Annotated in this window: 20 protein-coding genes; 3 read left to right on the forward strand and 17 right to left on the reverse strand. The window is 66.4% G+C overall.

Translation table 11 applies throughout. The features are described 5' to 3' along the window. Positions 1-6: 6 nt before the first annotated feature. The 4 genes from KYC_RS15510 to KYC_RS15525 form a co-directional block, all read right to left on the reverse strand. Entirely contained in the window at positions 7-1,176 is a 1,170-nt protein-coding gene (locus KYC_RS15510) for an acyl-CoA dehydrogenase family protein (RefSeq protein WP_008163945.1), read from the reverse strand. Positions 1,177-1,179: 3 nt separating this feature from the next. Further along, positions 1,180-2,151, reverse strand: coding sequence for a Bug family tripartite tricarboxylate transporter substrate binding protein (locus tag KYC_RS15515; protein WP_008163946.1), 972 nt, complete (start codon positions 2,149-2,151; stop codon positions 1,180-1,182). Between the two features lie 21 nt (positions 2,152-2,172). Next, the gene (locus KYC_RS15520) at positions 2,173-3,156 is read right to left on the reverse strand and encodes a Bug family tripartite tricarboxylate transporter substrate binding protein (RefSeq protein ID WP_008163948.1); all 984 of its coding nucleotides are present in this window, start codon (positions 3,154-3,156) and stop codon (positions 2,173-2,175) included. Between the two features lie 102 nt (positions 3,157-3,258). Then, complete coding sequence (locus KYC_RS15525) at positions 3,259-4,425, reverse strand: acyl-CoA dehydrogenase family protein (RefSeq protein WP_008163950.1); 1,167 nt, start codon at positions 4,423-4,425, stop codon at positions 3,259-3,261. Positions 4,426-4,617: 192 nt separating this feature from the next. Here KYC_RS15525 and KYC_RS15530 point away from each other — a divergent pair, with 192 nt between their 5' ends. Beyond that, a complete protein-coding gene (locus tag KYC_RS15530) occupies positions 4,618-5,418 on the forward strand; it encodes an IclR family transcriptional regulator (RefSeq protein WP_008163952.1) in 801 nt (266 codons plus the stop codon). Next, positions 5,405-6,181 (forward strand): IclR family transcriptional regulator, encoded by a 777-nt coding sequence (locus tag KYC_RS15535; protein ID WP_008163954.1) that lies wholly within the window; start codon positions 5,405-5,407, stop codon positions 6,179-6,181. The genes KYC_RS15530 and KYC_RS15535 overlap by 14 nt, the downstream gene beginning before the upstream one ends. A gap of 701 nt (positions 6,182-6,882) precedes the next feature. On the opposite strand, the gene KYC_RS15545 is transcribed toward KYC_RS15535, so the two are convergent. The 10 genes from KYC_RS15545 to KYC_RS15585 form a co-directional block, all read right to left on the reverse strand. Then, a complete protein-coding gene (locus KYC_RS15545; protein WP_238531942.1) occupies positions 6,883-9,276 on the reverse strand; it encodes a TonB-dependent siderophore receptor in 2,394 nt (797 codons plus the stop codon). A gap of 102 nt (positions 9,277-9,378) precedes the next feature. Next, complete coding sequence (locus KYC_RS15550) at positions 9,379-10,314, reverse strand: FecR domain-containing protein (protein ID WP_008163964.1); 936 nt, start codon at positions 10,312-10,314, stop codon at positions 9,379-9,381. Beyond that, complete coding sequence (locus KYC_RS15555) at positions 10,311-10,814, reverse strand: sigma-70 family RNA polymerase sigma factor (RefSeq protein WP_008163965.1); 504 nt, start codon at positions 10,812-10,814, stop codon at positions 10,311-10,313. Before KYC_RS15555 ends, KYC_RS15550 begins: the two co-directional genes overlap by 4 nt. Before the next feature lie 113 nt (positions 10,815-10,927). Next, on the reverse strand, positions 10,928-12,532 hold the full coding sequence (locus tag KYC_RS15560) for a hypothetical protein (RefSeq protein ID WP_043518620.1): 1,605 nt from the start codon (positions 12,530-12,532) through the stop codon (positions 10,928-10,930). A 2-nt stretch (positions 12,533-12,534) separates the two neighbouring features. Continuing rightward, the gene (locus KYC_RS15565) at positions 12,535-13,371 is read right to left on the reverse strand and encodes a hypothetical protein (RefSeq protein ID WP_008163967.1); all 837 of its coding nucleotides are present in this window, start codon (positions 13,369-13,371) and stop codon (positions 12,535-12,537) included. 200 nt (positions 13,372-13,571) lie between these two features. Next, a complete protein-coding gene (locus KYC_RS15570; protein WP_008163968.1) occupies positions 13,572-15,830 on the reverse strand; it encodes a phosphocholine-specific phospholipase C in 2,259 nt (752 codons plus the stop codon). 39 nt (positions 15,831-15,869) lie between these two features. Further along, on the reverse strand, positions 15,870-16,040 hold the full coding sequence (locus tag KYC_RS29665) for a hypothetical protein (protein ID WP_008163969.1): 171 nt from the start codon (positions 16,038-16,040) through the stop codon (positions 15,870-15,872). Between the two features lie 89 nt (positions 16,041-16,129). Continuing rightward, the gene (gene phnE, locus KYC_RS15575) at positions 16,130-17,134 is read right to left on the reverse strand and encodes a phosphonate ABC transporter, permease protein PhnE (protein WP_008163970.1); all 1,005 of its coding nucleotides are present in this window, start codon (positions 17,132-17,134) and stop codon (positions 16,130-16,132) included. Then, positions 17,131-17,982 (reverse strand): phosphonate ABC transporter ATP-binding protein, encoded by an 852-nt coding sequence (locus tag KYC_RS15580; RefSeq protein WP_008163971.1) that lies wholly within the window; start codon positions 17,980-17,982, stop codon positions 17,131-17,133. Before KYC_RS15580 ends, phnE begins: the two co-directional genes overlap by 4 nt. Before the next feature lie 23 nt (positions 17,983-18,005). After that, entirely contained in the window at positions 18,006-18,944 is a 939-nt protein-coding gene (locus KYC_RS15585; protein WP_008163972.1) for a phosphate/phosphite/phosphonate ABC transporter substrate-binding protein, read from the reverse strand. Positions 18,945-19,175: 231 nt separating this feature from the next. Here KYC_RS15585 and KYC_RS15590 point away from each other — a divergent pair, with 231 nt between their 5' ends. After that, positions 19,176-20,024, forward strand: coding sequence for an HAD-IIA family hydrolase (locus tag KYC_RS15590; protein WP_008163974.1), 849 nt, complete (start codon positions 19,176-19,178; stop codon positions 20,022-20,024). Here the strand turns inward: KYC_RS15590 and KYC_RS15595 are convergent. The 3 genes from KYC_RS15595 to KYC_RS15605 form a co-directional block, all read right to left on the reverse strand. Then, complete coding sequence (locus KYC_RS15595; protein WP_008163976.1) at positions 20,018-20,851, reverse strand: MurR/RpiR family transcriptional regulator; 834 nt, start codon at positions 20,849-20,851, stop codon at positions 20,018-20,020. The genes KYC_RS15590 and KYC_RS15595 overlap by 7 nt on opposite strands. Positions 20,852-21,094: 243 nt before the next feature. Beyond that, the gene (locus KYC_RS15600) at positions 21,095-22,276 is read right to left on the reverse strand and encodes an MFS transporter (RefSeq protein WP_008163979.1); all 1,182 of its coding nucleotides are present in this window, start codon (positions 22,274-22,276) and stop codon (positions 21,095-21,097) included. Positions 22,277-22,469: 193 nt separating this feature from the next. Beyond that, a complete protein-coding gene (locus KYC_RS15605) occupies positions 22,470-22,856 on the reverse strand; it encodes a VOC family protein (RefSeq protein WP_008163981.1) in 387 nt (128 codons plus the stop codon). Positions 22,857-23,047: the final 191 nt, after the last annotated feature.

Raw genomic sequence — 23,047 nt, forward strand, 5'->3', positions numbered from 1 at the left:
TGGGGTTCAGGCTTGCGCCAGCAGCCGGCGCGCCAGCGTGGCGCGGTGCAGTTCATTGGCGCCGTCATAGATGCGGAAGGGGCGCATTTCCTGCCAGACCATGGCCACGGGGGTATCGTCGGACAGCCCCGACGCGCCCATCATCTGGACGGCGCGGTCGGCCACGCGGTTCACGGCCTCGGACACGAACACTTTGGTCATTGCGCTGTGCTGCTTGACCGGCAGGCCTGCATCCATGCGGTCGGCGCAGTCCATCGTCATGAGGCGGGCGGCGTGCAGGTCGATGTGCGAGTCCGCGACCATGGCCTGGATCTGCTGCAGGTCCGCCAGGCGGGAACCGAAGGACTCGCGCCGCACCACATAGTCTTGGGCGGTCTCCAGTGCGCGCCGCGCGCGGCCGATGTAGCGCATGCAATGGGACAGGCGGGCCGGCTCCAACCGCAACTGCGCATATTCCAGGCCACGGCCGGGTTCGCCCAGTACGGCCTCGTCGCCAAGCTCGCAGTCCTGCAGCACGATCTCGGCGTGGCCGCCGATCTGGTAGCCCGTGACCATGCCGATGTCGCGCACGACCCGGTAGCCCGGCGTGTCGGCCGGCACCAGGAACAGCGTGGCGCCGGTATCGGCGCGCGCCAGCACCAGCGCGAAATCCGCGCCCACGCCGCCGCTGATGAACTGCTTGTGCCCATTCAGCACCCAGCGCGCGCCGCGCCGCTCGGCGCGGGTGCGCAGCATGGATGGGTCGGACCCGGCGCCGGGCGCGGGCTCGGTCATGGCGAAGCAGGCGCGCTGTTCGCCGCGCACCAGCGGCGCGAGAAAGCGTTCCAGCTGGGCCGGGGCGCCCAGGCGCAATAGCGTCAGCATGTTGGGCTGGTCGGGCGCGGCGCAGTTCAGGGCGGCGGGCCCCAGGAAGCCGCGCCCCGCTTCTTCAAGCAGCTGGGCCAGGGCGCGCCAGCCCAGGCCCAGACCGCCCCATTCCCTGGGCAGTTGCGGCGCATACAGGCCGGCCTCGCGGGCCTGGACGCGCAGGCGGGCGACGCAGCGGTCCAGCGCCTCCACGTCGCGGGCGATGGCGGGAGACTCGGCGGGGATGGCCACCTCTTCCACGAAGCGGCGCATGCGCGCGCACAGGTCTTGCGGGGCGTCGCCGCCGTTGCGTTCTTGTTGGGGCTGCATGGCTTATTCCTCGATCTTCACGCCGGCCTGCTTGACGACGGTGCGCCATCTGTCGGTTTCATCGGCGATGTGTTTGCCGAAGGCTTCGGGCGTGCCGCCGGTGGGCTGCATGCCCAAGCCCGTGAAGTAGCTGCGCACTTCGGGGTCCGCCAACACGGTGTTGATTTGCCGGTTCAGCAGGGCGATCACGTCCTTGGAGGTGCCGGCCGGCGCCATCACGCCCCACCAGGACGAGGCCGACAGCGGCACACCCAGCTCGGCCAGTGTGGGAACATCCGGCAGGTCGGGATTGCGGGTCTGCGCCGCGATCCCGATGGGCCGCAGGCGGCCCGCCTTGACCTGCGCGTAAACCGGGGGCAAGTTGTCGAAGCTCATCTGGACTTGTCCGCCGACGAGCGCGGTGGCGGCCTCGCTGCTGCCTTTATAGGGAATGTGCCGCAGCGCAATGCCGGTCTGGTGTGCAAACTGTTCGCCCGCCAGATGCGGGATGCTTCCCGTGCCGGCGGTGGAATAAGTCAGGCCCTGTTGCAGCGCGGCAGCGCGTTTCAGGTCTTGCAGGCTGCGGCCTGGGTTGGCAGCCGGCAATAGCAGATAGACCGGTACGTCCGTGGCCCAGATCACCGGCGCCAGGTCTTTCTTCACGTCATAGGGCAGCTTGGTGTACAGCACGCTGTTGGTCGCCAGGTTGGCCGTACCCATCAGCAAGGTGTAGCCGTCGGGCGCGGCGCTGGCGACATAGGCGGTGCCGATCTGCGTGGCGCCGCCGGGCTTGTTTTCAACCACTATCGGCTGGCCCAGCAATGGCGCCAGTTTGCGCGCGATCATGCGCGCCGCAGTGTCGGTGCCGCCGCCTGCCGCGTACGGCACGATCAGGCGTACCGGCTTGTCGGGGTAGGCGGCGGCCTGGGCCGCGCCAGTCGCGCCCAGCAGGGCAATGACGCCCAGCGCGCGCAGCGTTCGAAGAGTGCGTTGCATGGTCTTCTCCCAGCAATCGGCTTATTGGATGCGGGCGCCGGTGGCTTGCACCAGCTTGCCCCACCAGGCGGTTTCGTCGGCGATCTGTTTGGCAAATTCCGCCGGAGAGCTGGCGAGCGGCTCGGCGCCCAGCTCCTGGAAGCGGGCGCGCAACTGTGGATCCTGCAGGGCCTTGACCACGGCTGCGTGCAGCCGCTCGATGACCGCAGGGTCGGTGCCCGCCGGCGCCATCAGGCCTTTCCAGGCCATCACCACGAAACCCTTTTGGCCGGCCTCATCGAAGGTGGGAATGTCGGGCGCTGCCGTGGCGCGCTGGTCGCTGGGCACGGCCAGTGCCCGCAGGCCGCCCGCTTTGACCTGCGGCAGCAGCGCCGGCATGTTGTCGATCATGAAATCTATATGGCCGGCCACCAGGTCGGTTATGGCGGGGCCAGTGCCCTTGTAGGGCACGTGTTCTGCCTGGATGCCCGTTTGCTGCTTGAGCAATTCGCCGGCCAGTTGCGCGGGCGAGCCGTTGCCCGGCGATCCGAAGGACAGCTTGCCAGGGTTGTTGCGCGCGTATTGCAGGAACTCCGGCAGCGTCTTCACCGGCATGGACTTGGTGACCACCATCAGGTTGTGCTCGCGTTCCAGGCAGGTGATGGGAGCCAGATCCTTCGCCGGATTGAACGGCATGTTGGCGTACAGGCTTGGATTGATGACGGTGGGGCCCGCCGCCGCCAGGAGCAGGGTGTACCCGTCGGGCGCGGACCTGGCAACGAAGTCGCCTCCGATATTGCCGCCGGCGCCGGGTTTGTTCTCGACGATGACCGGCTGGCCCAGGATGGGATGCAAGGCTTCAGCCAGCAGGCGGCCGAGGATATCGGTGGAGCCGCCAGGGGCGAACGGCACGATCAGTCTCACCGGTTTGTCGGGGTACGCCGCCCCGGCTTGCGGGGGCAGGGCGGCGCAGGTGAAGGCGGCGGCCACGGCGCCGATCCACTTCGGCAGGTGCTTGTGCAGCATGATGGAAGTCTCCTTTGGTTGGGCGGGCCGCCGGCTTCTTGCGGCTGCGGTCCCGGGGTGGCCCTGAGGCCTGTGCAAACGAACGCGGGTCTTGCGCCAGCTCTAGCGGCCGGGCGCGTAGCCCGCCTGGGTCAGCGTATGGCGGGCAATGGTCAATTGATGGATCTGGCTGGTGCCTTCGTACAGGCGGAACAGGCGCACATCGCGGTAGAAGCGTTCAATGCCATGGTCGGCAACGTAGCCGTAGCCGCCGTGCATCTGCACGCAGCGGTCCGCCACGCGGCCGCACATCTCCGACGCGAAGTATTTGCAGATCGAGGCGTTCAGCGTGACGTCCATGCCTGCATCGCGCTCGCGGGCGGTTTGCAGCACCAACGCGCGGGCCGCCTGGATCTCCGTCTGGCAGTCGGCCAGCATGGCCTGAATCAGCTGGAAGTCCATCAGCGGCTTGCCGAACTGCTGGCGCTCGGCTACGAAGCGCAGCGTGTCGTCCAGCATGCGGATGGCGGGGCCGATGCATAGCGCGGCCAGATGGATGCGCTGCTTGTTCAGCACTTTCATCGCGGTCTTGAAACCCTGGCCTTCCTGACCGCCGATGATATTGGCGGCGGGCACACGGCAGTCCTGGAAGTGCACGGCGGATACGGGAGACCCCGCCTGCCCCATCTTGTCGTAAGGCTGTCCGGTGGACAGGCCGGGCGTGCCGCGTTCCACGATGAAGGCGGTAATGCCCTTGGCGCCGGGCGCCTGCGAATCGGTCCGCGCCATGACCGTGAACAGGCCCGCCAGCGGCGCATTGGTGATGAAGCACTTTTCGCCGTTCAAGACGTAGTGGTCGCCGTCGCGCACGGCGTTGGTCCGCAGGGCGGTGGCGTCCGAGCCCGCCTGTGGCTCGGTCAGCGCGAAGCAGCCGGTCAGTTCGCCGGACGCCAGCAGGGGCAGGTACCGGGCCTTTTGCGCGTCGGTGCCGTCCGCCACCAGCGCCTCGGATCCGATACCGGTGTTAGTGCCGACGCGGGCCCGAAACGCCACCGAGCATTGCGACAGCTCCATGGCGGCCAGGATCAGCTCTTCGGTGGTCATGCCCGCGCCGCCGTATTGCTCGGGAATGGAATAGCCGAACAGTCCCTGCGCGGCCATGCTGGCAACCAGTTCTTGCGGCACTTCGTCCAGGCGGGCGACTTCCGCTTCGCGCGGCACCAGCTTTTCGCGCACATAGCGGCGCAGCGATTCGAGGAATGGCGGGAAGCCGTCTGGGTCCCTGATCATGGCGTGTCTCCGTTTTGTCCGGCGCTGGTGCGTGCCGCGCCGTGTTGAATCCAGGCTAGCAAAAGGCTGCCGGATTTGAGACAAATGTTTCGATATCTTGAACGCCACACGCGCCTGCATGGCGGCCGCTGCACTATGATCGGCAGGAGTACAAGCGCATATCGCGCGCGCCCCGCATCCAGGACCGCGACCATGACCACCCGCCCAGGCGAGCGCCACGCCGACCCCGCTTTCGCCACCACGCTGGCGCATGGGCTGTCGGTGTTGCAGGCATTTCGGCACGGCGAACCGGCGCTCAGCAACCGAGAACTGGCGGACCGCACCGGTTTGTCCAAGGCCACGATTTCCCGGTTGACCACCACCCTCATGCAGCGCGGACTGCTGCGCTATGACGCCGGCCTGCGCCGTTATCGCCTGGGCACCGCGGTGCTGTCGTTGAGCTATCCGCTCCTGGCCAGCATCAAGGTCAGGCAATTGGCGCGTCCCTTGATGAAGCGCCTGGCCGATGCGGCAGGCGGCTCGGCCTCGCTGGGCATGCATCATGGCTTGAGCATGGTGTACGTGGAAACCTGCCGCGGCCACGACGCGGTGTCGTTCCGTCCGGACATCGGCGCCTTGCTGCCGCTGCTGCCCTCGGCCATGGGGCGCGCCTGGCTGGCGCAGGCGCCGGACGACGAGGTCGAACCCGTGCTGGCGGCGCTGCGGCGCCAGGAACCGGCGATCTGGCGGCGTCATGCGCCCGATTTGGAGCAGGCGCAGCGCGACTATGCCGAACACGGCTATTGCGTGGGGCAGGGCGATTGGCACTCGGACGTGCATGCGGTGGCAGTGCCCATGCGCACGCGCGTCGACGGCCAGGCGCTGGTGTTCAACTGTGGCGTGCCGGTGACGCGGCTACGGGCGGGCGACTTGCGGGCGCGCATCGCGCCTCGCTTGCTCACGCTGGTGGCGCGGGTGGAAAAAATGCTGGAGCGTCAGAATGACGACGCGTGATCCAGACCGCGAATTCACCACCACGCTGGCGCGCGGCATAGATATCCTTGCCTGCTTTCGGGCCGACAGGCCTGTCCTGGCCAACAAGGACTTCGCGCAGCAAACAGGGTTGTCGCGCAGCACGGTCGCGCGCCTGACGCACACGTTGGTGGAATTGGGCTTCCTACAGCGCGAAGGCGAGCCCGCGCGTTACCGGTTGGGCGCTTCGGCGCTGGCGCTGAGCTACCCCTTGCTGGCCAGCATGCAGATCCGGCAACTCGCCCGGCCCCTGATGAAGCAACTGGCCGATCACGCGCGCGGCGCCGTGTCGCTGGTGGTGCGCGATCGCCTGCAGATGGTGTATGTGGAAACCGCCCGCTCAAACGAGGCCTTGCAGACCCGGCCCGATATCGGCGCTTCGCTTCCACTGCTGTCCAGCGCCGCTGGCAAGGCGTGGCTGGCGCGAGTTTCGGACGAAGAGCGGGCCACCGTGCTGAATCAGCTGCGCGTGGCCGATCCCCAGCATTACGAGACGCATTTTCCCAGTCTGGCGGTAGCGCGCCGCGACTTGGAGCGCAAGGGCTATTGCGGCAACAACCAGGAATGGCGCCCAGACGCGTACGGCTTTGCCGCGCCGCTGGGACGGTCCTACCAATCGCTGCTGTACGTCTTCAATTGCGGCGTGCCGGCAGGCGACGGTCCTTACGGGGAACGCGCCACCGACATCGGCCCGCGCCTGGTCTCCCTGGCCAGGGAGACCGAAAGGCTGCTGGGACTGCCCTGACGCGGTGGCGGCCGCCCCGGGCGGGGACGTCGGCGCATCTTCCGCCTCCTGCGGATGCTCGCGTGGTTTTTTCAGACAACGCTGATAGCTTTTGCGTTGCCCAACAGTCATGCTAAGTCCACAAACTACTGTGGAGCGGCAAATGATTGAATGGGATTTCGTGTTGAATAACCAGCCTATGAGCAAACTGAAGGGACGGGGCCTGTCGGTCGACGCCTGCGGCGGGGCCTCTATCGCGGGGAGCACTCTGAAGGCATATGGGATCGTAAATGTCCGGTGCGGCGGGGTGAATTGATGCGACGATTCCTGCGGTGCCTGTCGCTACTGGCCTGGTTGACCGTGTCGAGCCTGGCATTGGCTTACATCTGGATCCGCAGTTCGGACGCTTGGAATCCCATCCCGCGGTGGATCTGGGAGTGGGTGGAGCGAAACGTCGAAATCGGATGTTGTGAGCAGGCGGCCGACGTAGAGTATTCCGTCGTGCTTGGGGCCGCGGTTGTGACGATGTTGGTGATCACGGCAGTGGTCGGCTTGGCTGTCAAATACGCGACTTGCCGCGGCAGATGCCGTACGGTCCCGCATCGGCGGGCAAAACAATGACTAATGTGCAGCAGACGCTTGTTGCCAGTTATCGCTGCAAGCACCCCCGAGCTCGGATCTTGTCCGACCTTCGGGGGCAGTTCAGACGGTAGCGCTTTGGCTCAATACTGATAACGCACAGTCAGCATGACGCTGCGCGGCTGGCCATAGTAGTTCTGGCGCGAGCCGCCGCCGAGTTTTTCGTAGTAGACGCGGTCGAAGAGGTTGTCGACGGTGAGGGTGCCGTCGAAGTGCTTGTTGTAGCGGTAGCCGACCTGGGCGGACACGGTGGTGTAGCTGCCCTGGTCCCAGCGGACGTTGCCGGTTTGCTGGTAGAAGCCGCTGTTGAAGCGCACGCCGGCGCCGACCGAGAAGCCTTGCAGCTCGGGTTGGCTGAAGTGGTAGCGGGTCCACAGGTTGATGGCGTGGCGCGGGGTGATCTGGCTGTAGGCCTGGCCCTTGGTGGCAGCGGGCGCCTCAAGATACTTGGTGTTGGTGTAGGCGTAGCCGGCGATGATTTCCCAGCCCGGCAGCGGGGAGCCGCTGATTTCGGTTTCGAAGCCCTGGCTGCGCACCTTGCCCGCGGCGATGGAGTAGAGCGGGTTGTCCGGGTCGGTCATGGCGCGGTTGCGGTCCACGATCTGGAACAGGGCGGCGTGGGTGTTCAGGCGGCCGTCCAGCAATTCGCCCCTGACGCCGGTTTCAACCTGGCGGCCGGTGCGCGGCTGAAGGGTGGCGCCTTGGGCGGTGGTGGCTGTCTGGGGCTGGAAGATGTCGGTGTAGCTGACATAGGCCGACCATTGCGGGGTCAGGTCGAAGATCAGGCCGGCGTAGGGGGATGTGCGGGCGTCGATGCGGTCAACGTTCTGGCTGAAGTCGCCGAAGTACACGTTGTTGCTGCGGGCGTCGTTTTTCCACCAGGCCAGGCGTGCGCCGACGACGAGCTTGAGCGGGTCCGCCAGTTGCAGGTTGGCGCGCGTGTAGAGGCCGAATTCGCTGACGCGCCCGTCGTTGCCATTGACCTGCTCCATGTCCGGCTTGGGCATGTTGGTGACGGGCCGGTAGATGTTGGTCGGAAAGATCGTTCCGCCACCGTACGTGAAATTCTTGTGGGTGTAGCTGTAATCGGCGCCCAGCAGCAGCGAGTGTTCGCGCCCGAAGGCCTGGAAGGGCTGGTTGAAGTTGACGTCGGCGCCGGTCGTTTTCCAGTGGTTGCGGTATGACCAGGCGACCAGGTTGGTGTCGCCGGTGGCGGGCGTGACGGCGCGGTTGGGCCAGGTGAAGTCGCGCACGGGGGTGTCGGTGTCGCGATAAAAGACGCTGGCCTTCAGGCGGCCGCCGCTATCCAGGCGATGATCGAGGTCGGCAAAGAGTTCGGTGGTCTCTTCTTCGATGCGGTTCCAGTCGGCGCTCAGGTTGGTAGAGCGCCGCACGTCCAGCAGGCCGCCGTCGGCGTAGGCCGGCAGGCCGAAGGCAGGCGTGGCGCGCATGCGCTGGTGAGTGATGCCCGCCGCGACCGTGGTGCGGGAGGTCAGGTCGGCTTCGACGATGCCGTACAGGGTCGGGCGCTGCGATTCGACGCGGTCGACGAAGGAGCCGCGGTCTTCGTAGGCGGCGATAAAGCGGCCGCGCACCTTGCCTTCGCTGTCGAAGGGGGTGCTCAGATCAGCCACGGCGCGGTAATAGTCCCAGGATCCGACGCTGGCCTGGGCGCTGAAGGCGAAATCCTGCAAGGGCCGCTTGCGCACCAGGTTGATCGAGCCGCCGGGTTCGCCGGTGCCCTGGTAGATGCCGGCGGGGCCGCGCAGCACTTCAATGCGGTCGTAGATGGCCAGATCGAAGCCCGGCGAGAGGTTGCCGGCGCCGGCCGGGGTGGACAGACCATCGACCTGGAGCTTGTCCAGCGAGTAGCCGCGCGAGATGAAGCCCGACATGCCGCCGCCGGAGCTGAGCGTCTCGACGGTCACGCCGGTGACGTTGCGCATCGCGTCGCCCAGGCTGTTGAGGTTCTGGTCGTCGAGTTGCTGGCGCGTGACCACGGACACCGACTGCGGGATGTCTTTCAGGCGCTGCAGACCCTTGCCGATCGTGACCGCCTCGGTGGTGTAGGAGCCGGTGCCCTCGCTGGTGGCGCGCACTGCGTCGCCAGAGACGGTGACGGGGGCGAGTTCGCTGATGTTGGATTCGCGGCGCAGGGCGTAGCCGCCGGCGCCATCGGACACCACGCGAAAGCCGCTGCCGGCCAGCAGGCGGTCGAAGCCTTCCTGCACACCGTAGTCGCCGGTCAGGCCGGGGCTTTGCCGGCCGGCAAGCTGGGCCTGGTCGAACACCAGCTGCACGCCCGCGGCGGCCGCGTAGCTGGCGAGCACCGAACTCAAGGGGCCGGCGGCGATGGCGACCGGGCGGGCCTGTGCGATGGCCGGGAGGGCCATGGAACCCGCCACCAGGGCGCCGCACAGCGCCGACAACGTCCAAAGCTTGCGCGGGCCCGACCCGGCGTGATTGCGTGCAGTCACTCTTTCGTCCTTTCTGTCATCTGGGAAAATTCGCCCGCCGAAGCGGTGTCTTATCCCTAGCCGCACGAGAAAGAAAAAGTGCTCATGCCCGACAAACTTTTTTTATTGGGGGCCGACCGTGACCCAATAGGCGCTGACGCGCCGCACCTTGACCGGCAGGCGGGCGGCCAGCACGCGCAGCGCCGAATCGGTGTCGCTGACCGATAGCGCGCCCGTCAGGCGCAGGTTGGCGACCTCGGCGTCGCAACGCAGCACCCCGGGACGGTAGCGGCCAAGCTCGGCCACCACATCGGTCAGGCGCTGGTTGCGCACGACCAGCATGCCTTGCTCCCAGGCGGTGTCGTCAGCATTGGCGGCCAGGGGCGTGTCTGCGCCCGCCTCGGTAAAGCGGGCGGCCTGGCCGGCGTCCAGCCGCAGCGGCTGGCCATGGCGCGGGCGGATTTCGACTGCGTGCTCGAATACGGCGACCTGGCAGCCAGGCTCGTTCAGGCGCACGCTGAAGCGTGTGCCCAGCGCCTGGACGTCGCCGTAAGGCGTCTGCACGAGCAGGGGCCGGACCGCGTCCTTGCCGGTGGTCAGCAGCAGTTCGCCGGCCAGAAGGACAAGCCGGCGCTCGGTGGCCGTGAAACGCACGTCCACGGCGCTGCCGGTGTTGAGCACGACGCGCGTGCCGTCGTCCAGAATCCAGTCGCGCCGTTCGCCCGTGGCCGTGCGCAGATCGGCCGTCCAGACCGGCGCACGGCGCCAGGCCATCCAGCCGGCAGGCAAGAGCAGGCCGCCCGCGACCAGGGCGCGCACCACCGAGCGGCGCCCGCGCGAACGCAGGACGTCGCGGCCGATGCCGGCGGGAACGAGGTCGAAATGGCCCAGCACCCGTTGGGCGCGTTCCCAGGCCTGGGCATGCGCGTCGCTCTGGCCCAGCCAGCGCGCAAAGGCCTCGCGGGTATCGGCATCGGGGGTTTCGTAGCGCAGGCGGATGACCCAGTCGGCCGCAGCGTCCAGCAAAGCGCGGTCCACGGCGCCCTCGGCGGCGCTCATGCCGCAACCGCCATGCAGGCGGTCAGCGCCTTGTGCAGATGGCGGCGCACGGTGATAAGCGGCTTGCCGGTGCGCGTGACGATCTCGGCCAGCGTCAAGCCCTCAAGCTGAGCCAGCAGGAAGATATCGCGCGTGACGGCCGGCAGCCGGCTCAGCATGGCGTCGATCTCGATCAGGGTCTCGATGATGATGAGGCTCGTCTCGGGCGACGGCGCCTGCGGCTCCGGCAGGTGGGCAACTGCTTCCAGATAGGCCTCCCGCACCGCGCGGCGCCGCCAGTGGTCCACCAGCAGGCCCTTTGCGATTTGGGTGATCAGGGCGCGCGGCTCCTCGCGCAGCACCACGCCCTGACGGCCGGCCATCAGGCGCACGAAGGTGTCCTGCGCCAGGTCGGCCGCGTCGCTGGCGTCGCCGACCTTGCGGCACAGCCATCCCCGCAGCCAGCCGTGATGGTGGCGGTACAGGGATTCGATCGCGGGGAGGGTGAGCGGGTCGGGCATGGTCAAGATGCCCGCAAGTCTAACCAATAAGAATGAGAAATACTATTAATTAGATCGTTGCGCGGCATCTACGCAACATTGCGCGCCGGATCAGCAAACCGGCGGCCGAACCTTCACGCCGGGTCCCCGTGATACCCGAACCGCAAGCCGCCCAGCACGTGCGTGCGTACGGCTTCATTAAAGGGATAGGTATAGGCCTGGCCCACCACCACTACATGAGCGATATTGGCCAGCACGCGGCGCTGCAGGGCCTGGCCCAATGACTCATCGTCGTCGCTGGCGTCGGTGCGCGACATCTGCTGGAACAGTTCGCTGCGTGTGACGCCATTCTGCATGAACGAGAACGCCGTCCACACGCAAACCAGCGTCAACACCAGCGCCAGCCCCGCCGCCCGCGTCGCGGTGCGCCTGGGCTGCTGACCGGCCGGCGTGCGCAGCCACACGATCAACTTGGCGATAAGGTAGAGCAGTTTGGCGAAGTGGCCCACGGCGCCCAACAGCGAACACAGCAGCGCCACAGGAGGCACGATCGCCGCGCGCGCGGCGTCCTGGCCCAGCTGATAGTGCTGGCCGCCGCGCGCAAAGTCCGCGCTGCTGGCGGAAAAACGCGGCATCGCCTCGTCCACGGCGCGGTCCAGCATGCCGTCGTACAGGCGCTTGAAGCTGGCCGGGTCCGTGTAGTTCGGCGCCACGGGCATGTTGGCCGGCACCATCAAGGTCTGGCGCAGCAGCCTCTGCACGCCGGGCCGCGCCACGAAGTCCTCGTACGACAGGCCGGGCGGAATGGCGTCGCCTTCAACCCGCACGGTCTTGCTGCGCATGGTCTTCCAATACTGCTGCGCCACCGCCTCATTAAAGGTGGCGCGGTCATGCGGCTGCCAATCGGCCGGCACCGGGACGCGCTTGCGCACGTCCTGCACGACGCGGCTCTGATAGCGCGCCGGCACGTTCTGGGGCGTCCAGCCCCGGCGCGACAGACTGCGCCGGTAGTCGCCCCAGGCGCGGTCCTGCTCGCGGGCCAGGTTGATGTCGTTCGCCACCGGCACGCCGGCATACTGCCGCCACCGCTCGCCCACGGACTGCATGACGCTGGTGTACACCTGGTGATAGCCGCGTATGCCGGGCGCCGTCATGCGCACTTCGCGGTCATCGAATGTGAAGGTCTTCATCTGCCGCTGCAGGTCGGTGCGGATGACCTGGCGCTTCTTGGGTTCGACCTTTTCGTCGAGGTTGTCGATATTGGACAGCAGCACCTGGAACACGGCCAGGAACGCCTTGCCCTCGGGCCGCGCGTAGACGTCGTCGTCGACCAGCCCGTCCAGATGCAGGTCGCCCTGGACCAGCGAGCGCTGCAGCAGGCCCGAGTTGGTGGCGACGCGGCGGAAATCCCCGTCGCGCGTGTCCACCAGCACATTGACCAGCATCTTGATGGCGCTGAACACCAGCAGCGCGGTCACGGCGCATGCCACGGCGATCTTCAGGTACGACGGCCGGCCGCCGGTGGCAAGGCGGCGCGTCAATAGCAGTTGCAGCACCACCAGCGCGGCGGCGATGCCGGACAGCGTACGGCCGAAGAACTCCAGTTCTTCGATGTCGTGCGGCGTGGCGCGGCTGCCCACCACGTCCAGCAGTCGCGCGTTGAATCCCAATTCGAAGCTTAGGTAGATCACCGTCAGCACAATCAGGAACAGGAGCTGGCGAATCTGAGCTTGCTTCACGTTCAATCCCTCAGGTCGATCCGGGTTGAAGTGATTTCCTCGTCAGGCAGGTCCAGCTGGGACGGCGCGCGCGAGCTGGCGGTAGTGCGGGGCGCGCCGGCAGTTGGTGTGCGCTGAGCGGAGGCCGAGTCGGGCCGGGCCGACGCCGCGGCCGGGTTCGCGCCGGTTTGCGCCGCGGCATTGCGGCTTGCCGTGCCGGGTTTGCCGGACCGGCCCGACCTGCCTGATTTCGCGGCGGGCGCGGCGGGGGGCGGATACACGCCGTAGAGGCGCAGCGAATCCTGATAGCCGGGCGGGTACAGCGATTCGTCGGCAAACGGTTTGGCGCGCGGGTTCAGGCCCGCCACCTTCTTCACGTTGCCTCGGCGCATGCGGCCGTCCTGCGTATAGACGAAGCGCTCGATGGCCGAGCCCTTCGGGAAATCGAAAGTCAGGGCGCTGCGATCGTCCTGCGCCAGCACGACAGGGCGGTCGCGGCAGTTGCCCAGGTCCCAAGACAGCACGTCGGACCCTTCAATGGCGAGCACGGTGTAGCGGTAGTCGCAGTTGCGCCGCTGCGTCTCGATGACGACGACGGTGCGCGAACCCACGTTTTCAGTGCGCGCGACGCGGGCCGAGTCCACATTGTTCAAGGGCACTACGCGCTGATTGCCCGACAGCTTCACCGAGAAATTCTTGCCTTCGCGGCGCAGCGTGCCCTGGCCGCCGTCCTGCAAGGGGAATTGTCCGATCTCGGTGCCAAACAAGGCGGCGGTATCGACGCTGTAGACCAGGTTGCCCCGTGAGTTCGTCTTGACCGCGCAAGCGGAAAGCCCCCCCATCAAGAGCAGCATGGTCATCAGGCGGAGGAGCAACGAACGGGATAAGAGCGGGCGCATCGACATCAGAGTTTCGCGGCAGGCGGGGAGCAACCGGGCCTGTTTTTTCTGCCAAAGCCCTGCAATGTATCGCAAAGTAACATTGCAGGGCCAGGCTTGTTTCAATTCCGCGCGTCTGGGCTCGCACCGGGATGCGGGCCCAGACGTTCATGCCGGGTCCGTCAGAGATGGTGCGCCATCGCGGGGTCGCTGACCCCATCGCGGCCGTTCTCCATTCTTCCGGCAAAGCGGCGCTCGAAGCCCTCGGCGGCAACGGTGAAGTCGTACCAATTGCCGCTGTCGCCGATGGACCAGTGGTGTTCCGCGACGGTGCCCGGCTCGACCGCCAAGGTCCAGGGTCCATCCGTGCGGTAGGCATTGGCCTGCAGCGCGGCTTGCACCGTGGCGGTGCCACGATTGGTGAGTTTCACGTAGAGGTTGTTGGCCGCGAGTTCGTAGCAGACCTGCACTTCGAGAGCCATGCCACGTTGCGTGTTGCCGGAGAACGTCCGTACGAACCCATTGCTGCTGTAGACCCACAGGTCGTAATCACCGCCGTTCCAAACGTCCGACAGTGTTTTGCCCGCTTCGACGGTGTACCGGCGGGGAATCAGATCCAGATTGCGCTTGTCGTAGACATGGAATACCGCCCCGGCACTGCCCGTATTGCTGAACAGCAACTGGACGGCGCCATCCTGGCCGATCCTGGCGCTGGTGTGCAACTCGTACGGCAGCGCCCGGGAGAGACGCGTGCCGACCTCCTGGAAGAGCGGCTGCGGCGTGGCCGGGGCCTGGGTTACGGGAGCCGTGGGCAGCAGCCTCTGAGCCGCATTGATCGCGGGATAGTTGCTCGTGTCGGGAAGCTTGGGGACGGAAGTATCGTTCGGGCTGACAAAGTCAAAGCAGGAGGTGAGGTCGCCGCAAACTGCGCGGTGCCAAGGGCTGATGGCATCCACTGCAATGCCGAAACGCTGCTCCAGGAATCGGCCCACCGAGGTATGGTCAAACACCTGCGAATTGACCCAGCCGCCTTTGCTCCAAGGCGACACTACGTACATCGGTACGCGTGAGCTCAGGCCCCACGGCCTGATCTTGCCGCTCGTGGTGTCCTCGGCCTTCAGGTAGTTGCCTGAGGTGGCATCGAAGTACAGGCCATCCAACGGCACCGTGGATTTGCCCATCAGGACGCCGCTGGCGTCGTAGGACGGCACAGCAGGCATCGGCAGATGGTCGAAGAAGCCGTCGTTCTCATCGAAGGTCACGAAAAGGGCGGTCTTGCTCCACACCTCGGGATTGGACGTCAGCGCGTCCAATACGTCTGAGATGAAGTCGGCCGCGCCGGCGACGCCTTCCTTGCTGCCCGGATGCTCGGCCAGATCCTGCGTGGGCAATACCCATGACACTTGCGGCAAGGTGCCGTTCGCTACGTCTTGCTTGAGCTGGGCAAGGAAATTGACAGCGCCGTCGGCCTTCTCGGGGCCTCCGGTCAGACCGTGTTCGTAGATTTGCGAACCCGGCTGGGCGTTGCGGAAGCTTTCAAAGGCCAGGCAACCGTGCATGGCGCCCGTCCAGTTGTTGTTCATGTTCTGGTAGATGTGCCAGCTGACGCCTGCGCGTTCCAGCAGATCCGGCAAGGTGTCCCACTTGAAGGCGCTGTTCTTGTACTTGTAGTTGTAGTTGCCCGTCAGGGGGTCGATTTGACCCGACCCGTCCAACTGCTGCTCGCGGCCCGCTGCCCAGACGGACGGGCTTGGCCAGCAGCGCGAGTTGACGGGCTCGGAATCCGTATCCGTGCAGTTGATGCCCGCTTTTCTAAGTTCCGGATTGAAGTTCGACCCCGACCAGAAAACGATGCGGTTCGGGTCGGTGCCAGTGAGAATAGAACAATGGTAGCCGTCGCAAATTGTGAAGGCATCGGCCAGCGCGAACTGGAAGGGAATGTCCTCGCGCATATAGAAGCCCATCGTCGCCTGGTTCTTGAACTGGATCCAGCGGTCCATCTTTCCCTGGTTCCACGCGGCCTGCTGATCGGGAAAATTGTGGGGCGTGCCCGATCCGATCAGCGCGTTGGCTATCCTGGAGTCACGGCGGAAGGGCTGGATATCCGGGCCGCCGACGGTGGGGTTAGGCTGAAAATACACCGGCTTGCCGTTGGCGAGCGGAATGGGGAAGCGGTCGCCGAAACCGCGCACGCCGCGCATGGTGCCAAAGTAATGGTCGAACGAACGGTTCTCCTGCATCAGGATCACGACATGCTTCACGTCTTTGATGGTGCCGCTTTCGACCGCTGCGGGAATCGCGAGAGCGCGCTGGATGGACGCAGGCAGCAAAGCCATCGCCGACAGCGCGCCGGCAGTCTTGGCCGACGCACGGAAGAAATGCCGGCGTCCCGGCAGTTCGGGGGAAACATCGGCAGAATTCGGGGGGGAGCTCTTGGTCATTGGACTACTCTCGCGTGAGGTTGGGCAGGGCGTAGGGTGTCAAGGCGCGCAGCGCAGTTGCGGCGCGGGCTGCGGCTGTTCGGGCTGTTCAGTGTCCGGCGGTGATGTGACGTCGTCATCGGGATCGTCGTCGCCGCCGCAGGCTGCAAGGGTCAGGGATAGGGCAATGGCCGCAACAAGGGCGCGGCCCAGTGCAAAGTACGGGGTCATGGTTACTCCTGGTTAGGGAACGCGGCCGGTCCTGGCCGGCAGCGAGGCGATCGAGGCGCTGCATTCCCGGGAGGGAATGCGGCGCCGGTTCAGGTCAGGCTGCGCCGCAGGCGGGCGGCGACCTGGTCAAGCAAAAACACGGTGAGGAAGATCACGACAAGAATGGTCCCCACATGGGAGTACTGGTACATGTCGTAGCGGCCCTTCAGCTCCTGCCCGATGCCGCCCGCGCCCACCAGGCCCACCACGGTGGCCATGCGCACATTGCGGTCCAGGACGTATAGCGTGTAGCCCGTGAATTTGGGCATCACCTGGGGCAGCACTGCGTAGGCCAGCACGCGCAGCTTGCTGGAGCCGATCGCGGCCAGCGCTTCCTGCGGTTTGGTGTCCGCCGTCTCGACGTCCTCGGCATAGAACTTGCCCAGAAATCCCATCGAATGAATCGCCAGCGCCAGCACGCCGGCGATGGGGCCGAAGCCATAGGCCAGCACCAGGAACAGCGCGCAGATCAGTTCCGGCATGGCTCGGAAGAGGCTGACCACCGCCCGCGCAGCCACATACAGCACTCGGTTGGGCGCATAGTTGCGTGCGCTGCAGTAGGCCAGCGGAGCACTGCCCAGTACTGCCAGGAGGGTGGCCCAGATTGCGATTTCGAAGGTCTCGATCATCTTGACCGCTACCCGCCACAAGTAGCCCAGCGGCTCGACCAGGTAGGTGTGCGTGGACACCTCGTCTTCCATCTTCAGCGTGTGCGGGTTCAGTTTGCTCTCGGTGACCTGTTGCGTTTCCACCCGCGCCAGCCAGGGCAGGTTTTGCGGGTCGAAGCCTTCGATGCGCGAGGTTTCGGTGCGATAGGAAACCTGCAGCGGGAAAAGGCTGTCAGCCAGCGCTCCCAGGCCCGACGTGACCTGGGACTGCTCCTTGATGCCGACCGCGGCCAGCGCACCATCCAGCGTCAGCGCCGCCATGCGGCCCATTTCGACTCGCTGGCCGGTGTATAGGAAAAGCATCAGCGCGGCGATGACGACCACCAGCGTCCGGGCTCCGTATGGAGGATCCAGCCGCCAGGCAGTGTTGTTGGCTTGCGTGTTCATCTGGCTTCTCCCAAGGAAAACAGCGCTGGCCGAGCCTGCGCCGCCCGCCGCCCGCCCTCCGGGCCGCTGCCCGGCAACTCGGCTATGGGCGATCCGGCTTCGCGCGGCGAGGCCGAATCGCCAGCCCGGTAAAGCGCATCGGCGACGGCCTCGTTGAACGCGTTGGCCGGCCCGTCGAACACCATCGAGCCATGGCGCAGCGCGACGATGCGGTCGGCGAACTCTCTTGCCAGGTCGACCTGATGCAGGCTGCACACCACCGTGGCGCCGCGTTCGCGGGCCTGGTCGCGCAACAGCGTCAGGATGTCGCGGCTGATGCGCGGATCCAGGCTGGCCACCGGCTCATCGGCCAGCAGCAGCGCGGGCGAAAGCATGAAGGCGCGGGCAATGCCTACGCGCTGCTGCTGGCCGCCCGACAGGTCGCTCACGCGGCGGTGCAGGTGCTCGGGTAGCAGACCCACTTCATGCGCCAGCTGACAGGCGCGCTCGCGCAACTCGGCGGGAAAGCGCAGCAGGCAGGCGCGCCAGGCCGGGAGCACCGGCAACGCGCCGGACAGTATGTTGGTGCCTACCGTGGCCCGCGATACCAGGTTGAATTGCTGATGCACCATGCCGATGCGCGGCCGTACCGTCGCCAGCGCCGCAGGCTCGATCAGGGTGCCGTCCACCCAGACCTGGCCCTGCGTCGGCGCCGTCAGGCCATTGGCCATGCGCAGCAGAGTCGATTTGCCCGCTCCCGATGCTCCCAGAATTACGCAGAACTGGCCGCGCGGCACCTGCAGCGAAACCGAATCCAAGGCCATGGTGCCATCGGCATATCGCATGCCCACGGATTCGTAGCGCAGCAAATCCGTTTCCCTTGCGCCCGCGCTCACCGCTGCGCCGCCTTGTTCAGGATTTCGCCCTTGATCTCGTCGGTCAGCAGGGACAATTTCGAAGCCGGCCCGGCGAATTGTTCCTCCGAAAATTCAGTATCAAAGCGGTCGAGCTTGGCGCCGCCGTAGCCGCGCACCATATCTGGCGTCACACCGGGGGCTTGATGCACTTTGGCGAATGCCTGTTTGAGATTTGCCTTCAGCGGTTCGGGCAATTTGGTGTTCATCGCCAGGGGCGGGTATGGAATTGCCTCGCTCTTGAAGATCACCTTGACGGACTTGGGATCCACCGCCCCTTGGCGCACCGCCTTGTCGAAGGAATCGAATGACAGTGCGGCCGCGTCGACCTGCCCCTGAACCAAGGCCGCCAAACTGCTGGCATGGCTTCCGGTCAGCTGCATCGCGGCCAGGTCCTTCGCCGGATTCATGCCATCGTTGAGCATTGAGGCCACTTGAAAGGTGAAACTCGAAGCCGAATTCACGTCGCCGAACGCGGCGCGCCTGCCCTTCAGGTCGGCCAGGGAATTGATCGGAGAATCGGCCTTGGCGAACATGGCGGCGTAGTAGCTCGATTCGCCCTTTTGCACGCCCACCGCCAGCAATTGCGCGCATTGCCGCTGGTGCGCCTGCACATACGAGACGGGGCCCAGGAAGGCCACTTCGGCCAGCTGATTGCACATACCTTCGACCACGGCGCCGTAGGACTGCCCGACGGTCAGCTGGAAATGCAGACCGGTGCTGCGCGTGATCGCATTGAAGATTGGCGCATAGTCGGCCTTGGTGCCTGACTCCGTCCCGCCATCGGCCGGAATCAGCAGTACGCGCAGCGGGCGTTGCGCGGATCCGTCGGCCAGGGACTGGGCCTGCGCGAGGGGCGCGGCCGCCATCAGGGCCGCTAGCGTCAGTGCGAGGGCGCTAAAGCGCAGCGTTTTCATGTCCATGTTCCTTGTTCTGGTGAGGTTGCCGTCGGGGCAGCTGTGATGGCAGCCCTGATTCCGGAACGCAGATTAGGCGTCGCATATGACAGGCAAATGAAAAACGTTCAATTTTATAAATGGCGATTGTGAATATTATTCAGATAGAATTTCGCCCAGCCGGCTCGTTGCATTCCGCCGCTCCGCTGCCCCTCAACTTCACCTCGCGCCTCAAGGCGCCATCGCCTAGCCATGACCCGCAATGCCATCGCATCGCCGCCCGCCCTTTCAGATTCCCTGCCAGCCGAGCCCCCCTGGGCGCTGCGCACGCGGGGCCTGATCCTGGACCTGGACGGCACGCTGATCCGGGGGCACGAAGTGATCCCCGGTGCCGGCGAACTGCTGGCGCGCTGGTCGGGCCGCTACGTCATCGTCTCCAACAATTCCACGGACACGGCAGCGGGCCTGGCGCCGCGGCTGCAGGCATTGGGTCTGCCGGTCCAGGCCTGCGCCCTGGTCCTGGCCGGAGAGCAGGCCGTGCGTCATATCGCCCGCAGCCATCCACGCTGCAAGCTGATGCTGTGCGGTTCCGAGAGCCTGCGGGCATGCGCCGAGGGCCTTGGCCTGGCGCTGGTGTCCCGGGATCCGGACATCGTGCTGCTGACGCGCGACGTCGGCTTCAGCTATGCCACGCTGCAGGGTCTGCTCCGCGAGCTGGCGCGCGGCGCCACCCTGGTAGTCAGCAATGGCGACCTCACCCATCCGGGCCCCCAAGGGGCGGTGGTGCCGGAGACCGGCGCTTTGTTGCAGGCGTTATTGGCCTGCGCGCCGGAGGTCCGCCCACGCATACTCGGCAAGCCCGCTGCCATGTTGTTCCAGGAGGGATTGCGCCGGCTGGACCTGCCGGCCGAGGACGTTACGGTCATCGGCGACAACGCACGCACCGACGCGCTGGGCGCGGTGCGCCTGGGGATAGGCTATTTGCTCGTCGGCAACGCGCCTCATGCCGACGCGCCGGACGTGGCGCGGCTGCTCGACGCGAAGTGCCGGCGCCGGCATGCCGCGCCTGAGGGCGCTGTGGGTGGCGACGAGTATCAGTAGCGTTTGTTCGACAGCACGTCGAAGGTGCTGCGCAGGGTCGAAACGGCCTTGTCGTAGTCGGACAGCGCCAGGCAGGCAATCAGCGTGTCGACGATAGCCAGCTGCGCCAGGCGGCTGGTCATCGCCTCCGTGCGAAAGCGGGTTTCGCGCGACATGGTGTGCAGCACTACGTCGGCATATTCCTGGATCGGCGATTTTCCGAAGTTGGTGATGCACACCGTGCGCGCACCGGCCTCCTTGGCGAGCCGTGTCGCAAGCACCGTTTCATGCGTGCTGCCCGAGTGCGAGATGGTCAGCACCGCCACGTCCGGGCCGGTCAGCGACGCGCTGATAGCCTGCACATGGGAGTCGGTAATTGCCGTCGCCTGCAGCCCGATGCGCAACATGCGGTAGTGCGCGTCATGGGCGATGATTGCCGAGCTGCCGATGCCGTAGATCTCAACACGGTGCGCACCGCGTATCAACTCCACGGCGGCGGACAGCGCCGCCACGTCCAGCACAGACTCGGTCTCCTGCAGGGTCTGGATATTGCTGTGGAAAATCTTGCTGATGACCTGTGCTGGCGTGTCCTGCGCGCCCAGGTCTTCATGGATGTACTGCACCGGCTGCACGATCTGCTGCGCCAGCGCGATCTTCAGTTGCTGAAAGCCGGTAGCGCCCAGCATCTTGCAGAATCCCACCACGCTGCCGTCGCTGGACTGCGTGCGCTCGGCCACCTCGCTGACAGACATGTGGACCACGTCCGCCGGATGGCGTATGACAAATTCGCCAATGCGCTGCGATGCCGCACCCATGGATGGCAACAGGCTCTGGATACGCGCAAGCATGGCTTGCGGCGAGCCCCTTTGCGGTTCTGCGGTGGTGGATGGCGTCCGGGGGGAACGTTTGGATGGGGGCATGGACGGTCGATGGCTAAGGAAGCAGATACGACGGCAACGATACTCTACCCGCCGCCATCACGGCTGTCATACATGCCGCCAGCCGCGGGCGCCGCGCTGTTGACGCCGCCAAATCCAGATCGTGCGGCGGCACGGCTGCGCATTTGACCTGCAGCGGCTGCCCCGACAGACTCAAGCGTGCGCGCGGCGCGGCAGCCAGCGCCAGAACACGCCGGCCGCCACCAGGCCCAGCGTGCCGACGCCGAACGATGCGCCGCCCAGCGACACCAGGGCAGTCAGCACCGACAGCGCCACCGGCCCGCCGCTGGCGCCAAGATCGGCCATGAAGCGCCAGATGCCCAGGAACTGCGTGCGCGCGCCCGGCGGCGCGGCGTCGGCGCCCAGCGTCATCACGATGCCCGATCCGATGCCGTTGCCGAAGCCCAGCAGCACCGACACCAGAATGAAGCTCGTCACGCCGCCGGTCAGCGGGATCGCCATCAGGCTCAGCCCCATCAGCAGCGTGCACGGCAGCGCCACCCACAGGCGGCCGCGCTGGTCCATCACCTTGCCCGCCGGATAGAACACCGACATGTCGACCGCGGCGACCAGCCCGTAGACTAGCGAGGTGGTGGTGGCGTCCAGGCCCAGATGGTCCGCCCACAGCGGAATCACCACCTGGCGCGACGCGCGCAGCGCGCTGATCAGCATCACACCCACGCCGAGCGTGGCGTACACGCCGCGATGGTCGCGCGCGACTTCGCCCATGCGCGCGCGCGGCGCACCCTTGCCCGCGCGGCCCGAGGGTTCGATGTCGGGCGCCTTGATGGCGATGAGCCCCGCGCCCAGCATGGCGCAGATGGCGATCCAATAGGCGCCGTCGAGCCCCAGGAAATGAATCAGCGCCGCGCCCGCGAAGGGGCCGATGAAGGTGCCGATCCGCGTTGTGCCGCCGAGCGTGGACAGGGCGCGCGCCCGGTACGCCAGCGGCACGACCTCGATCATGTAGCTTTGGCGCGCCAGCTGGAACACCGATTGCGCGCATCCCTGCATCAGCATGGCCAGCGCCAGCACCCAGAGGTTGGGCACGCCGATCACGAGCAGCAGGCCGATCACGCTCAGTACTGCCGCGCCCGCCATGGCGCGCTTTTCGCCGAAGCGTTCGGTGAACAGCGCGGACGGGATGTTGGAGAGCAGCGAGCCGATCCCGATGAGGGCGGCGATCAGGCCGGCGGCGGCCACCGACGCCCCTTGCTCGCGCGCGGTGAGTGCGATGACGGGAAGAATGGCGCCGTTGCTGATGCCATAGAGCAGCGACGGGCCGAACGCCGGCACGGCGATCTGCTTCAGATTGAACGAATCGGGTTGGGACATGTGGGGGAGAGTGAGAGCTGGGCCGCATGCCGGCCGCATCGCCTCTGCGCGCGGGGCCGGCCCGTCGGCCATCGGCGCGGGAACCCCGAGAGTGTAGCTGTAGCCCCGCGCGCGCGGCTGTCAGCAGGCTGACAGGCGCCGCATGCCTCTCCAGGCGTTCCGCGCCAAGCCGCTCCGGGAAGGCGCGCCGCGCTCAGACCGCCCGGTGGTACACCGCCTCGACGTTGTAGCCGTCGGGGTCCAGGATGAAGGCGCCGTAATAGTGCGGATGATATTGCGGACGCAATCCAGGGCCGCCATTGTCGCGGCCGCCGGCCTCCAGCGCCGCGCGGTGGAAGGCGTCGACCTCGGCGCGGCTGCGGGCGCGAAACGCCACATGCACCCGCGGCGTGCTGGGCGTGCCCTGGTGGATCCAGAATTCGCCGCCCGGGTCGCCGTCGTTGTCGGGCTCGCCTACACCGAAGCCCATGCCGGTCGCCAGCGCCTTGCGCGGCACATAGCCCATTGTGGCGAGCGCGCTCAAGTAGAAGGCGCGGCTGCGCTCGAAGTTGCTCACGTGAATCTCGATGTGGTCCAGCATGGTCTGCTTCCTTCAAGAGGCGGCCGACGCCGGCCGAACACACCACGATAGGGCAGCCAGGAGGGCTGCGGCGCTTCGATTTGCAACGCCGGGATGCGGCGCGCTACTTCATGTATGCGCTGACGCGTCCCGGATGCCCTTGTCCGTCATGGATCACCGGCGGTGAAAGCGCGAGGCGGCTGGGCCGGCGT

Source organism: Achromobacter arsenitoxydans SY8 (genome assembly GCF_000236785.1).
GTDB classification, from domain to species: Bacteria; Pseudomonadota; Gammaproteobacteria; order Burkholderiales; family Burkholderiaceae_B; genus Achromobacter; species Achromobacter arsenitoxydans.

What these genes read in the sequence shown, in the direction of transcription:
- KYC_RS15510 (WP_008163945.1), bottom strand. Translation starts at nt 1,176, where the DNA reads ATGCAGCCCCAACAAGAACGCAACGGCGGCGACGCCCCGCAAGACCTG.
- KYC_RS15515 (WP_008163946.1), bottom strand. Translation starts at nt 2,151, where the DNA reads ATGCAACGCACTCTTCGAACGCTGCGCGCGCTGGGCGTCATTGCCCTG.
- KYC_RS15520 (WP_008163948.1), bottom strand. Translation starts at nt 3,156, where the DNA reads ATGCTGCACAAGCACCTGCCGAAGTGGATCGGCGCCGTGGCCGCCGCC.
- KYC_RS15525 (WP_008163950.1), bottom strand. Translation starts at nt 4,425, where the DNA reads ATGATCAGGGACCCAGACGGCTTCCCGCCATTCCTCGAATCGCTGCGC.
- KYC_RS15530 (WP_008163952.1), top strand. Translation starts at nt 4,618, where the DNA reads ATGACCACCCGCCCAGGCGAGCGCCACGCCGACCCCGCTTTCGCCACC.
- KYC_RS15535 (WP_008163954.1), top strand. Translation starts at nt 5,405, where the DNA reads ATGACGACGCGTGATCCAGACCGCGAATTCACCACCACGCTGGCGCGC.
- KYC_RS15550 (WP_008163964.1), bottom strand. Translation starts at nt 10,314, where the DNA reads ATGAGCGCCGCCGAGGGCGCCGTGGACCGCGCTTTGCTGGACGCTGCG.
- KYC_RS15555 (WP_008163965.1), bottom strand. Translation starts at nt 10,814, where the DNA reads ATGCCCGACCCGCTCACCCTCCCCGCGATCGAATCCCTGTACCGCCAC.
- KYC_RS15565 (WP_008163967.1), bottom strand. Translation starts at nt 13,371, where the DNA reads ATGACCATGCTGCTCTTGATGGGGGGGCTTTCCGCTTGCGCGGTCAAG.
- KYC_RS15570 (WP_008163968.1), bottom strand. Translation starts at nt 15,830, where the DNA reads ATGACCAAGAGCTCCCCCCCGAATTCTGCCGATGTTTCCCCCGAACTG.
- KYC_RS29665 (WP_008163969.1), bottom strand. Translation starts at nt 16,040, where the DNA reads ATGACCCCGTACTTTGCACTGGGCCGCGCCCTTGTTGCGGCCATTGCC.
- phnE (WP_008163970.1), bottom strand. Translation starts at nt 17,134, where the DNA reads ATGAACACGCAAGCCAACAACACTGCCTGGCGGCTGGATCCTCCATAC.
- KYC_RS15585 (WP_008163972.1), bottom strand. Translation starts at nt 18,944, where the DNA reads ATGAAAACGCTGCGCTTTAGCGCCCTCGCACTGACGCTAGCGGCCCTG.
- KYC_RS15590 (WP_008163974.1), top strand. Translation starts at nt 19,176, where the DNA reads ATGACCCGCAATGCCATCGCATCGCCGCCCGCCCTTTCAGATTCCCTG.
- KYC_RS15595 (WP_008163976.1), bottom strand. Translation starts at nt 20,851, where the DNA reads ATGCTTGCGCGTATCCAGAGCCTGTTGCCATCCATGGGTGCGGCATCG.
- KYC_RS15600 (WP_008163979.1), bottom strand. Translation starts at nt 22,276, where the DNA reads ATGTCCCAACCCGATTCGTTCAATCTGAAGCAGATCGCCGTGCCGGCG.
- KYC_RS15605 (WP_008163981.1), bottom strand. Translation starts at nt 22,856, where the DNA reads ATGCTGGACCACATCGAGATTCACGTGAGCAACTTCGAGCGCAGCCGC.